At 65.7% G+C, this 12680-nt stretch carries 11 protein-coding genes; all 11 read left to right on the forward strand.

What is annotated here, in order from left to right; all coding sequences use genetic code 11:
- Nucleotide 1: 1 nt before the first annotated feature.
- Nucleotides 2-502, forward strand: coding sequence for a hypothetical protein (locus BJ994_RS13505; RefSeq protein WP_167994864.1), 501 nt, complete (start codon nt 2-4; stop codon nt 500-502).
- The gene (locus tag BJ994_RS13510; RefSeq protein ID WP_167994866.1) at nt 499-2586 is read left to right on the forward strand and encodes a TRAP transporter permease; all 2088 of its coding nucleotides are present in this window, start codon (nt 499-501) and stop codon (nt 2584-2586) included. Before BJ994_RS13505 ends, BJ994_RS13510 begins: the two co-directional genes overlap by 4 nt.
- A complete protein-coding gene (locus BJ994_RS13515) occupies nt 2583-3797 on the forward strand; it encodes an MFS transporter (protein WP_167994868.1) in 1215 nt (404 codons plus the stop codon). Before BJ994_RS13510 ends, BJ994_RS13515 begins: the two co-directional genes overlap by 4 nt.
- Nucleotides 3794-5008, forward strand: coding sequence for an L-2-hydroxyglutarate oxidase (lhgO, locus tag BJ994_RS13520; RefSeq protein WP_167994869.1), 1215 nt, complete (start codon nt 3794-3796; stop codon nt 5006-5008). The genes BJ994_RS13515 and lhgO overlap by 4 nt, the downstream gene beginning before the upstream one ends.
- Nucleotides 5005-5895: a dihydrodipicolinate synthase family protein gene (locus BJ994_RS13525; RefSeq protein WP_167994870.1), complete on the forward strand. Its 891-nt coding sequence runs from the start codon at nt 5005-5007 to the stop codon at nt 5893-5895. Before lhgO ends, BJ994_RS13525 begins: the two co-directional genes overlap by 4 nt.
- Entirely contained in the window at nt 5896-6669 is a 774-nt protein-coding gene (locus BJ994_RS13530; protein WP_167994871.1) for an SDR family oxidoreductase, read from the forward strand.
- 103 nt (nt 6670-6772) lie between these two features.
- A complete protein-coding gene (locus BJ994_RS13535) occupies nt 6773-7642 on the forward strand; it encodes a fumarylacetoacetate hydrolase family protein (RefSeq protein ID WP_245192299.1) in 870 nt (289 codons plus the stop codon).
- 107 nt (nt 7643-7749) lie between these two features.
- A complete protein-coding gene (locus BJ994_RS13540) occupies nt 7750-8931 on the forward strand; it encodes a CaiB/BaiF CoA transferase family protein (RefSeq protein WP_167994872.1) in 1182 nt (393 codons plus the stop codon).
- A 7-nt stretch (nt 8932-8938) separates the two neighbouring features.
- Nucleotides 8939-10093, forward strand: coding sequence for an acyl-CoA dehydrogenase family protein (locus BJ994_RS13545; RefSeq protein ID WP_209066856.1), 1155 nt, complete (start codon nt 8939-8941; stop codon nt 10091-10093).
- Complete coding sequence (locus tag BJ994_RS13550) at nt 10090-11826, forward strand: dihydroxy-acid dehydratase (RefSeq protein WP_167994874.1); 1737 nt, start codon at nt 10090-10092, stop codon at nt 11824-11826. Before BJ994_RS13545 ends, BJ994_RS13550 begins: the two co-directional genes overlap by 4 nt.
- A gap of 392 nt (nt 11827-12218) precedes the next feature.
- A complete protein-coding gene (locus BJ994_RS13555) occupies nt 12219-12380 on the forward strand; it encodes a hypothetical protein (protein ID WP_167994875.1) in 162 nt (53 codons plus the stop codon).
- Nucleotides 12381-12680 lie beyond the last annotated feature (300 nt).

A 12680-nucleotide genomic window follows, 5' to 3' on the forward strand; every position in this document is an offset into this window, starting at 1 on the left:
CATGCGCAAGCTCGCCGTCGTCGTTGCTTTGCTGGTGTGCCTGGGCACACTGGGAGGGATCGCCGCGGGAAATGCCGGCTCGACCGAGCGTTTCCTGACAGTGACGAACGACGACGGCGAGCTGGCCCGCGTGCCCCTCACCGGGGACACCTTCGCGGTGAGTTACCGCAACTCGATCTACGAAACCTACGCCGAGGAACGCTACGAAGTGCAGGCCGACGGCTCCTACCGCCTGGTTGAAATCGCCGCCGACCAGTTGGCGGTCCTCGAGGAGTACTACGGCGTCCCCGGAGCCCCCGAGGCGGCCGTCCCCGATGACCGCCGCAACCACGTTGTACCGCCGAACCCGGACCGCCCGGTGGTCTTTGACACCCTCTCGATCGCTGCCACCGACCTCGGGCAGCGCACCCTCCACGTCCCCGGAGAACCGCCGCTCGAGCTGTGGCAGCTGGTCGGGGACCGCAATCCGTTCGTTGTGCTAGACATCAAGGAGACCCCATGACCGAGCGACCCGACGGCAAAGGCGCCGTGGCTGCACACAAGGTCCAGGATAAGGACCGGGACAAGAACGACGACGACGTCACCCTCGCCGGCTCCCCCGACCCGGCGAAGGACTCGATCGACGAAGAGGCGCTCATTGCCGAATTCGAGGCCGAGAAGCCCGCCCGGCACCTCAGCGGCAAGCCGGAAATCATCATCAAGGTCATCGGGGTCGCGCTGTCCGTGTTCGGCCTGTACTGGGTGTTCAACCCGATGGCCACCCAGTTCTACCTGCCCGCGTTCCTGATGATCGGGCTGTCCATGACGTTCCTCGTGTATCGCGGCTGGGGACGAACGGATAAGGACAAGGAAAAGAAGAAAGCCGACAACCCGCACGCCCTCGACTGGGCGCTCGCGGTCATCGCCATCATCCCGTTCGCTTACATCATCAGTGACTGGGACGCGTTCTTCCGGCGCGCGATCATCCCCACCTATCTCGACCTGATCATGGGCACCATCGCCATTCTCGTGGTGCTCGAGGCCTGCCGCCGCACCGTGGGCATCCTGGTGCCGATCGTCGTCGTATTCTTCTTCGCGTACGCCTACTTCGGCCCGTACTTCCCGGATCCGTTCGGGACCTCATCCTTCGGCTGGATCCGGCTGGTGGGTCACAACGTCATGGGAACGCAGGGCATCTTCGGTGTGCCAACGGATGTGGCGGCCACGTACATCATCTTGTTCACTATCTACGGCGCCGTGTTGACGGCGTCGGGCGCCACGAAGTTCTTCATCGACCTTTCCTTCTCGGCGTTCGGGCAGTCGAAGTCCGGCCCCGGGCGCACTGTGACACTGGCGGGCTTCCTGCTCGGTACGGTTTCCGGTTCCGGTGTTGCCACGACGGTGACCCTCGGTGGCATCTCCTGGCCGCTGCTTAAGAAAGCCGGCTACCCGAAGGAACACGGCGGCGGCGTGCTCGCGGCTGCCGGTATCGGCGCGATCATGTCTCCTCCAACACTCGGCGCCGCGGCGTTCATCATCGCCGCGCTGCTCGGCGTCTCCTACCTGCAGGTGCTGATCTGGGCCACCATCCCCACATTGCTCTACTACCTCGGCATCATCCTCGCCATCGAGATGGACGCCCGAAAGTTCAAGACCCACGCCGTGGAGATCGACACCAAGCCCGTCGGCAAGCTGCTGCTGCGCTTCGGGTACCACTTCAGCTCGCTCGTGGCGATTGTCGTGTTCATGGCGATGGGCATGACGCCGTTCCGCGCCGTCGTTTTCGCCACCGTCCTCGCGTTTGTGCTCAGCTTCTTCGACCGGCAGTCGTGGATGACGCCGAAGCGGATCTGGGACGCGCTGGCCACCGGCGCAACCGGTGCGCTCTCGGTCATCCCCGTGATGGCGGCGGCGGGCCTGATTGTCGGCGTCATGACGCTGACCGGGCTCGGCCTGAAGCTGGCGAACATCATCGTGGACTTCGCCGGCGGCAGCCTGTTCCTGACGGCCCTGTTCTCGGCGATCTCGGTGATCTTGCTGGGCCTCGCGGTTCCGGTAACGGCGAGCTTCATCATCTCGTGGGTGATCATCGGCCCGGCGCTGCAGGACGTCGGTGTTCCCGCCTTCGCCGCCGCGATGTTCATCTTCTACTACTCCGTCCTCAGCGAAGTGTCCCCGCCCACCGCGCTCTCGCCGTTCGCGGCGTCGGCCATCACCGGCGGTAAACCGATCAAGACCATGTGGCTCACCTGGCGGTACACGCTCTCGGCGTTCCTGGTGCCGTTCATCTTCGTACTCACCGGTCCGGGAATCGGCCTGCTGATGCAGGGCGGAATCGGCACAGTGCTGATGGCGCTGGTGGTCTCCACCGTCGCGGTTGCGGCGCTGGCGGTTGCTACGGGCGGCTGGATCATGGGGCCGGCCAACTGGCTGGAGCGTGGACTGATCGGCGTCGGTTCCCTGCCGTTACTGGTGATGGAGCCGATGTACCTGGGGATCGGTGCCGCGCTCATCGCAGTCGGACTCGTCCTCCACATTGTGCGCATCAAGCGGCACAAGTCCGATGAAAGCCCCACGACGACGACGGCCCCTGTACGAGCGTCGTGACCTCCCACCAACCCGGACGGCCTGTCACCACCCTGCTGCAGGCCGTCTCCGTCACCACCACCGGGGTACTGCCCGCGTTCCTCCTCGGAGCACTGGCAGTACAGATCCGCGACGACCTTCACCTCGGCCCGGCACAGCTGGGCATCGCGGCGGCAACGCTGTTCGCGACCTCCGGGGTGCTGGCGCGGACACTCGGTGGCGTAGTACAGCGGGTGGGCGCGGGCCGGGGCATGGTCATCTCGGCCTCCCTGGCCACCGTGGCGTTGGCAGGCGTCGGAGCAGCACCGTCATTTCCCGTTTTGGTGGCGGCCCTGTTCATCGGCGGCACTGCCAACGCCATGGCGCAGCCCTCTGCGAACCTCGGGATCTCCCGGGGCATCGGCAGTGACCGGCTGGGCCTGGCGTTCGGCGTGAAGCAATCCTCAATCCCGGCGGCGTCCTTGCTGGGCGGCCTCGCTGTACCCGGCATCGCGCTGGTATTCGGTTGGCGGTACGCGTTCTTTATCGGCGCTTTGTTGGCACTGTGCCTTGCGGTCTGGGCCTTCTTCCGCGGGCGGGCACCTTTTAGTACGACGACGACGGCGGCCCACCCCGAGGACCGCGGCACCCCGCGCGCCGGGCTGGTGGTACTGACGATCGGCGCCGGCCTCGCTGCGGCCGCTGCGACGTCGCTCGGTGTGTTCCTGGTTGACTCGATGGTGCAGTCCGGCATCTCCCCCAGCGCAGCCGGGCTTTTCTTCGCCGGAGCCGCAGTGCTGGGACTCGGCATCCGCATCCTGCTGGGCGCCCTCATGGACAAAATGCCGACCCGCAGCCCCTACGTACTGATCGCGAACCTGTTGGTGGCCGGCGTCGTCGGCTATCTGCTGCTCAGTGTCGGCTCCGAACCGCTGGTCCTGGCCGGCACGTTCCTCGCTTACAGCGCGGGGTGGACGTGGCCGGGGCTGCTGCACTTCGCGATCGTGCGCGATAACCGGATGGCGGCCGCCTCGGCCACCGGCGTTGTGCAGACCGGACTTTCACTCGGCGCGGCCGGTGGTCCGCTGCTGTTCGGGCTGCTGGTGAGCGCAACCTCGTATTCCACCGCCTGGGTGGTGGCCGGCGTCGTCGCGCTTTTCGCTGCTCTGACCTTCCGCATCGGGAGGCGGCTGATCCGAAAATCCCGCGGCCTCCCCGTTCGTTTTTCAACAGTTGTTAAGGAGTCTTCATGACACGCTACGCAGTTATTGGCGGCGGCATCCTGGGCACCGCCGTTGCGCGCCGCCTGCTGCAGCAGCAGCCGGACGCCCAGGTCACGGTGTTGGAGAAGGAGTCCTCGCTGGCTGCGCATCAGACCGGCCGGAACTCGGGTGTGGTGCACGCCGGGCTGTACTACACGCCCGGGTCGCTCAAGGCGCGGCTGTGCCGGCGCGGGGTCGAGTTGCTCAAGGAGTACTGCGGGTCTCGTGACCTCGAGTACAACGAGATCGGCAAGGTCCTTGTCGCCCGGAACGCTGTGGAGGAATCCCGGCTGGGCGACATCCTTGACCGCGCCCGGGCCAACGGCGTCCCGGGTGTTCGGATCATCAACCGGTCCGAACTGCGCGACCTCGAGCCGCACGTCGACGGGACTTCCGGGCTGCACTCCCCGCACACGGCGATCGTGGACTACGGCGCAGTGACGCGGGCTTTCGCTGACGACGTCGTTGCTGCCGGTGGGACCGTGCGCATGGGGTTCGAGGTCACGGGACTGAACACCCGCGGCGGCGAGACGCTGGTGACCGGGACCGTTGACGGCTCGCCGACGTGGGAGATTTTCGACTCGGTGGTCAGCTGCGCCGGGCTGCACGCGGACCGGGTCGCGAAGTTGGCCGGTGACGAGGAGGATCCGAAGATTGTTCCCTTCCGCGGCGAGTACTATCTGCTGCGCCCCGAACGTCGTTCACTAGTGCGCGGGCTCGTGTACCCGGTGCCGGATCCGCGCTATCCATTCCTCGGCGTGCACCTCACCCCGCGTACCGACGGCGAGGTGATGGTCGGGCCGAACGCCGTGCTGGCGCTGGCCCGCGAGGCGTACGGCTGGGGCACCCTCTCCCCGCGCGACCTCGGCGACGCCGTTGCCTACCCCGGCTTCCGGGCCTTCGCGAAGCAGCACTGGCGGACCGGCGCCGTCGAAATGATCGGTTCACTCAGCAAACGACGCTTCGTGAACGAGGCACGTAAGTACGTGCCGGAACTGACCGTCGACGACGTCGTTCCCGGGCCAAGCGGGATCCGCGCCCAGGCGCTGGACCGCGACGGTTCGCTGGTGGACGACTTCCGGATCACCCGGCACGGCTCGGTCCTTGCGGTGCGCAATGCGCCGTCGCCGGCCGCCACGTCCTCGCTCGCGATTGCCGAGCACATTGTTTCGCAGGTCCTAAACGAAGAGGAAGCCGCATGACGCATTTGAAAAGGGGGCTCTGGGGCGTGCTGGCTACGCCGTTCGCGGGGCCATCGTTCGCCGTCGACACCGAGTCGCTGAAGCGCGAGGTCGAGCTGTACACGCACATCCCCGCCACCGGTCTGGTGGTGCTCGGGGTGTTCGGTGAGGGTGCCACGCTCGATACGGGTGAGCAGCTCCTCACCGTTTCCACGGTCGCCGAGGCTGCGGAAGAGACGCCGCTCGTGGTGGGGTTGTCCTCGCGGACCACTAACGTGGCGATCGAGCAGGCACATACGGCGGTCAATGCTGCCGGGTCTCAACTGGCAGCACTGATGGTGCAGGCGAATACGCCTCAGCCGGATGCCCTGGTGGCTCATCTCACCGCGATCCACCGGGCCTCCGGCGCCGACATCGTGCTGCAGGATTACCCCGTGGCGTCCGGCGTGAAGATCAGTACGGCGCAGATTCTGGCCGTCGTCGAACGCTGTCCGTTCATTGCGGCCGTGAAATCGGAGGCGCCGCCTACTGCTGCGGCGATTGCTCAGTTGACCCGCGCGACCGACGTGCCGGTGTTCGGTGGGCTCGGCGGCGTCGGGCTCCTGGATGAGCTTGCCGCCGGTGCCGCGGGCGCCATGACCGGCTTCTCGCATCCCGAGGCGCTGCAGCTTGCGATCACAGCGAACGACGACGGCGGCTTCCGCGCCGCGCGCGACGCCTTTGCCCCGTGGCTGCCGCTTGCGAACTTCGAGGGGCAGCCGGGGATCGGGCTCGCGCTGCGCAAGGAGATCCTTCGTCGGCGCGGCATCATCGCGGAGGCGCTGGTCCGCCCGCCGGCACCCACTCTGCCGTCCGAACTTGCCGACATGATCGACGCCCACCTCGACGCTGTAAAGGAGCTTGCCTAGATGGATACCGGACTCAAGGGAAAGAACGTACTGGTGCCGGGGTCGAGCTCCGGGATCGGACTGGCCATTGCGCAGGCTCTGGCTGAAGAGGGCGCCAATGTGGTGCTCGCTGCCCGCCGCGAGGACCTAGTCCAGGCCGAGGCAGCGAAGCTGCCCTCCGCCGTCGGAATCGGTCTGGACCTCAATCATGAGGATGCGCCGGAGCGGCTGGTCGAGGCCGCTGAGAAGGCGTTCGGGCCGATCGACGTGCTGGTGCTCAACAGCGGTGGCCCGCCGCCCGGGGGTGCAGCTGACGTGTCCGATGAGAAGGCGCTGGCCGCCGTGCACCAGTTGCTGCTGCAGCACATTCGGCTCACTTCGCTGGTGCTGCCGGGGATGCGGGAGCGCGGCTGGGGGCGGATTGTCGCGGTCGGGTCGTCCGGGGTGCAGAGCCCGCTGCCGAACCTGGCGTTGTCCAACATCGGCCGGGCCGGGCTCGCGGGTTACCTGAAGACCCTCGCCAACGAGGTTGCTGCCGACGGGATCACCGTAAACATGGTGCTGCCCGGCCGGATTGACACAGACCGCGTCGCGTCGCTGGACGAAGCCGCGGCCAAGCGCACCGGCAAGACGCCCGAGGAAGCCCGCGCCTCCTCCGAAGCGACCATCCCCGCAGGCCGCTACGGGAAGCCGGAGGAGTTCGCCGCCGTCGTCGCGTTCCTGGCAAGCGGGCCCGCGGCCTATGTGACCGGCGAGCAGATCCGCTGTGACGGCGGCCTGGTGAGGAGCTACTGATGATGAACAACCCCACGCTGAGTGTGCAGATAATCGCCTTATCATCGGCGCATAACGCCATTATCTGCGCACTCAACAGCCTGAGCCAGCGAGGAGCATGGCAATGATGAATCACACCCTGCACCTTTGCTCAGTTCACGACGGCGACGGCGCGGACGAGCTCGCCGCCGTTGTGCACCCGCAGCGCGGCGTCGCGCTGGTTCGTGACCTGATCCGTGATTTCCGCGGTGATGTCCGGGAGGTCCTGGTCGAGGAGCTGCTCGACCGTCTGGAGAGCGCTGCGTCCGAAGCGAACGACACTGTGTTCCGCGACCCGGCGTCGGTGGCGTACGGCGCGCCGTACCGTCATCCGCGGATGCTGTGGGGCATCGGGTTGAACTATGTGGAGCACGCGTCGGACCTGTCCGAGGGCGTGCCGGAGGAGCCGGCGTCGTTCATCAAGGGCGACCACACGGTCATCGGGCCGGGCGAGGACATCCCCATCCCGTCCCAAAGCGAGCGGACCACGGCGGAGGGGGAGGTCGCCGTCGTCATCGGCCGTTACTGCCGCAATGTGGAGGTGGAGGACGCGTTGGACTATGTGGCCGGCGTCGTGCCCGTGCTGGATCAGACGGCCGAGGACATCCTGCAGCGGAACCCTCGGTTCCTGACGCGGTCCAAGAACTTTCCCGGTTTCTTCTCGTTCGGGCCGCGGATTGTGCCGCTCGCCGAGGCCGTGGGTGACGGGATTCTCGCGGACATGGAGGTGTCAACGGTGGTCAACGGCGAGGTGCTGCGGACCAACACCGTGGCGCACATGCGGTACAGCCCCGAGTATCTGATCAGTTTCCACTCGAAGGTGATGCCGCTCTACCCGGGCGACATCATCTCAACCGGCACGCCGGGCGCGATCCACATTCGCGCTGGTGACGTCGCCGAGGCGCGGGTTTCCGGCGTCGGCGTTTTGAGCAACCCCGTGATTACGGGTACCTGAGTTACGGATTTGTACCACCCGCATCGAGCGGCCAGAAATAGCGTCTTTCGGCGACGAAGGCGGTCATTTCCGGCCTCTCGATGCACTAGTAAGGAGGATGACGCGCAATGGGCACGTCAGTTTCGGGCCGCTCTGCATCGGGCCCGCTTGAGGGCGTTCGTGTCGCGGACTTCTCCCGCGTGCTCGCGGGGCCGTATGCGTCGATGATGCTCGCCGATTTCGGGGCGGACGTCATCAAGGTGGAGAGCCCTGCCGGCGATGACACGCGGTCGTGGACCCCGCCGGTCGATGAGCACGGCGTCGGCACGTATTTCTCGAGCGTGAACCGGAACAAGCGCTCGGTGGTGTGTGACCTCCGGACCGACGAGGGCCTCGCCCGGGCGAAGGAGATCGCGCTTCACGCTGACGTGATCATCGAGAACTTCCGGCCGGGCGTGATGAAAAAGTTCGGGCTGGACTATGAGACGCTGCAGCGCTCCGACCTCATCTATTGCTCCATCACCGGATTCGGTTCGACGGCGGGAGCCCACCTTCCGGGGTACGACCTCCTGGTGCAGGCCGTCGGTGGGCTGATGAGCGTGACGGGGTCGCTGGATTCGGAGCCGAGCAAGGTGGGTGTGGCGCTGGTGGACGTCGTGACCGGGCAGAACGCGGCGCTCGGGATCCTTGCGGCGCTGCGTCATCGGGACGCGACCGGGCAGGGGCAGCGGATTGACGTGAACCTGTTGTCGTCGCTGCTGGCTGGGCTGGTGAACCAGGCGTCGAGCACGCTGGCCACCGGGGAGTCGCCGCAACGGATGGGGAACGCGCACCCGTCGATCGCGCCGTACGAGACGCTTCGCACTGCCGACGGGCCGCTCGCCGTCGCCGTTGGGACGGACCGGCAGTTCGCCGCGCTGGTACGGGTGCTGGGCGTGCCCGCGCTTGCGTCTGATTCCCGTTTCGAGACCAACACCCAGCGCGTGGCGAACCGCGATTCGCTCAAGGCTTTGCTGGAGGAACAGTTGGCGAAGCGGTCCGCGGCCGAGTGGGCCGCTGAGCTGTCCCGGGAGGGCGTCCCGGCCGGGAAGGTGAACTCCATTGTGGAGGCGCTTCAGCTGGCCGAGGAGCTGGGGCTTGATCCCGCCGTCGAAATGAACGACGACGACGGCGCCCGCACCAGCCACCAGGTCGCCAACCCGATCCATCTGTCCGAGACCCCCGCCAGCTACCGGCGCTTGCCGCCGTTGCTTGGCGAGCACAACGATGCGACGTTCGCGGCGCTCACGACCACCATCAGCGGAAAGTAGGAGACCCATGACTGTTGACCTTCTGTCCATCGACTCGCTCCTGTCTTCGGAAGAAATTGAATTGCGCGCGTCCGTGCGGTCCTTTGTCGATTCCGAGATCCGGCCCAACATCGCCGAGTGGTATGACAACGCGGTATTCCCGCTGGAGATCGTGCCGAAGATGGCGTCGCTGGGGCTGCTCGGAATGCACATCAAGGGGTACGGGTGCCCGGGCCGCAGCTCGGTGGAGTACGGGCTGGCTGCGCTGGAGCTGGAGGCCGGCGATTCGGGTCTGCGGACATTCGTGAGCGTGCAGGGGTCGCTGGCGATGAGCGCAATTGCCAAGCACGGGTCCGAGGAGCAGAAGAACGAGTGGCTGCCGCGCATGGCTAAAGGCGAGGCGATCGGTTGCTTCGGGCTGACGGAGCCCTCCTCCGGGTCTGATCCCGGGTCGATGACCACGTTCGCTCGTCGCGACGGTTCCGACTGGGTGCTCTCCGGGGCCAAGCGTTGGATCGGGTTGGCGTCGGTGGCACAGGTTGCGATCATCTGGGCAATGACCGACGACGGCGTCCGCGGCTTCGTTGTGCCCACTGACACTGCCGGGTTCGTGGCGACGCCGATCACGCAGAAGCTGTCGATGCGGGCATCGATCCAGTGCGACATCGAGCTGACGGACGTGCGGCTGCCTGACTCGGCAATGCTGCCGAACGCTCGTGGTTTGCGCGGGCCGTTCGAATGCTTGAACGAGGCGCGGTACGGGATCATCTGGGGAGCGATGGGCGCGGCGCGGGACAGCTACGAGGCGGCGCTGAACTATTCGAAGGAGCGTCTGCAGTTCGGAAAGCCGCTGTCCGGGTACCAGATGACGCAGCAGAAGCTGGTGAACATGGCGTTGGAGATCAACAAGGGGATGTTGCTGGCACTGCAGGTTGGCCGGTTGAAGGATGCCGGGACGCTGGAGCCGTACCAGATTTCCGTGGGCAAGCTGAATAACTGCCGTGAGGCGATCGAGATCTGTCGGGAGGCCCGGGCGATGCTGGGCGGCAACGGCATCACCCTGGATTACTCGCCGCTGCGGCACGCGAACAATCTGGAGAGCGTGCGGACGTACGAGGGAACCGACGAAGTGCATACCCTGATCTTGGGGAACCACATCACGGGCACGCCTGCGTTCCGGTGAGTCACTTCCCCGAGCCTGAACCGTCCGGCCTCCGCCGTGGCCTGACCAGCTACGGCGACGCCGAGTTCTCACTGTTCCTGAGGAAGGCGTTCATCAAGGGCGCCGGGTACTCGGATGATGCACTGGACCGGACCGTCGTCGGGATAGTGAACACCGGCAGCGGCTACAACCCGTGTCACGGCAACATGCCGGCGCTGGTGGAGGCGGTGAAGCGTGGGGTGATGTTGGCAGGCGGGCTGCCGGTCGAGTTCCCGACCATCTCGGTGCACGAGAGCTTCTCCTCACCCACCAGCATGTTCCTGCGGAATCTGATGTCGATGGACACCGAGGAGATGATCCGCGCGCAGCCGATGGACGCCGTCGTGCTCATCGGTGGGTGCGACAAGACCGTGCCGGCGCAGCTGATGGGTGCGGCTTCGGCAGGTGTTCCGGCGATTTCGTTGGTGACCGGGTCGATGCTGACCGGTGGGTACCGGGGCGAGCGGGTCGGTGCGTGTACGGACTGCCGGGCGTTCTGGGGCCGCTTCCGTGCGCAGGAGATTACAAAACCAGAGATCGACGACGTGAACTCGCGCCTGGTGGGCAGCGTTGGCACGTGTTCGGTGATGGGGACGGCGAGCACCATGGCGTGCGTTGCCGAGGCGATGGGGATTGCGCTGCCTGGGTCGGCTTCGGCTCCGGCTGTGACGGCGGACCGGGTGCGGATTGCCGAGGCGACCGGAACGCAGGCTGTTGCGTTGGCGACCGCTGGGCTTTCACCGTCTGCGATCCTGACGCCTGAGGCATTCGAAAACGGGCTGCGGATGCTGCTGGCGATCGGTGGGTCGACGAACGCGATCATTCACCTGACCGCCGTGGCCGGGCGGCTCGGTATCAAACTGTCACTGGACGAGTTGGACCGGATGAGTGCGGAGACGCCGGTGCTGGTGGACCTGAAGCCGTCGGGCAGGTACTACATGGAGGACTTCCACCGTGCCGGCGGTGTCCCGGCTGTGCTGCGTGAGCTGGGTTCGCTGATCAAGCGAGATGTGCTCACCGTGACCGGGCGGACGTTGGGTGAAGAGATCGACGACGCCGGTCCAGGCTTCCCGCAGGACATCATCCGGCCCTTGTCGGATCCGATCTACCCTCAGGGCAGTCTGGCGGTGTTACGTGGGAATCTGGCGCCGGGTGGGGCGATCATCAAGCAGGCAGCGGTGTCGCCTGCGTTGCTCGAGCACTCCGGGCCGGCGGTGGTGTTCGAGAACGCAGCTGACCTTGCCGCGCGAATCGATGACCCTTCGCTCGACGTCACCGCTGATTCGGTCCTGGTGTTGCGGAATATCGGTCCGGTGGGTAATCCCGGGATGCCGGAGGCTGGGTACCTGCCGATCCCGAAGAAGCTGGCGGCCCAGGGTGTGAAGGACATGGTTCGAATTTCGGATGGCCGGATGTCCGGTACCGCAGCTGGTGCCGTGGTCCTGCATGTGACGCCGGAGTCAGCCGTCGGTGGACCGCTGAGGCTGGCGCGTACCGGGGACACGGTCACGTTGAGTGTCAGCCGGCGTCTGGTGCAGCTTGAAGTGTCGATAGAGGAACTAACCCTTCGCGACGAAGAGCTCGGTCCCGCGTCACCCGAAGTCCCCGATCGCGGCTACCGACGTCTCTACGTTCAAGAAGTAACCCAAGCGAACGAGGGCTGTGACTTCCGTTTTCTCAACCTGCCCGTGGCCAAACCACGGAGAAGCCTGTAAGACAACGAGCGGAACGGAAGTCATCCCGGCCGGAAGCACTCCAGCGATTGACCGAATCGGAAGTTCACCGCTCCGGGGGGAATCTCATCTTGGTCAGTGCGATGGCTTGGTACCTCACCTGGCCAGCTCGACATCGTCAGGAGCGACACCAACTTCAGGATTGAGATCGTGAGGTGCGGCATAACGTTTTCGTTCCTCATGGCCCAGGAGACCAGTCCATGCGCTTGGTCTGGACTCTGAGGAAGGGGCACGGCTGCAAGATGGGTCCCAACCTCCCATCGCCCCGATACAGCATCCGCGTTGAGTGTGGCCAGAGAGACGTCTTCCACGCTCTGGCCGGTTGGTGCGAAGGTTGGCAGCAGCCACGTGCCGGTTTCCTCCGCATTCGCAATGTGACCCCCCGTCGCTCGAATTTGCGATGGAACCAGCGTCAAGCCAAGCTCTTCCTTGGCCTCCCGGGCGACCGCGCGGAGTGGATCGAAAACTCCGTCGCGATCGATGTCTTCGACGTCATTGCCAAGGCGTCAGATCTCCAGGTTGCCGCCGGCTCCTGAGCCCCAATATCCCGGGTGCACGCTTAGGTCACCGCCTTCGGCGATGATGAAGTATCCGTCCCTTGTCAGCGGCACCGACAACGCCAAAAGGCCTTCGTGGGACGCCGGTTCTGAATTCTTCTAATCAGAATCGCTGGAGGGTCTCGCTACCCATGGGATGCAAGACAGAAGGACGAGACAGGTCCCGCTAGACGCTCTCGAGCAGCTAGATTCGGATGCAGGTGGACCTGAACCCGGTCGGAGTACGGCCTTTGATCAGTGGTCAATTCGGAACCAACGATCGGACCACGGACAGGCTCG

It is taken from the genome of Arthrobacter pigmenti, from assembly GCF_011927905.1.
GTDB classification, from domain to species: domain Bacteria; phylum Actinomycetota; class Actinomycetes; order Actinomycetales; family Micrococcaceae; genus Arthrobacter_D; species Arthrobacter_D pigmenti.

Bases quoted from the DNA above. Each gene is read 5' to 3' on its own strand.
- BJ994_RS13505 (WP_167994864.1), top strand. From the start codon at position 2: ATGCGCAAGCTCGCCGTCGTCGTTGCTTTGCTGGTGTGCCTGGGCACA.
- BJ994_RS13510 (WP_167994866.1), top strand. From the start codon at position 499: ATGACCGAGCGACCCGACGGCAAAGGCGCCGTGGCTGCACACAAGGTC.
- BJ994_RS13530 (WP_167994871.1), top strand. From the start codon at position 5,896: ATGGATACCGGACTCAAGGGAAAGAACGTACTGGTGCCGGGGTCGAGC.
- BJ994_RS13535 (WP_245192299.1), top strand. From the start codon at position 6,773: ATGATGAATCACACCCTGCACCTTTGCTCAGTTCACGACGGCGACGGC.
- BJ994_RS13540 (WP_167994872.1), top strand. From the start codon at position 7,750: ATGGGCACGTCAGTTTCGGGCCGCTCTGCATCGGGCCCGCTTGAGGGC.
- lhgO (WP_167994869.1), top strand. From the start codon at position 3,794: ATGACACGCTACGCAGTTATTGGCGGCGGCATCCTGGGCACCGCCGTT.
- BJ994_RS13525 (WP_167994870.1), top strand. From the start codon at position 5,005: ATGACGCATTTGAAAAGGGGGCTCTGGGGCGTGCTGGCTACGCCGTTC.
- BJ994_RS13545 (WP_209066856.1), top strand. From the start codon at position 8,939: ATGACTGTTGACCTTCTGTCCATCGACTCGCTCCTGTCTTCGGAAGAA.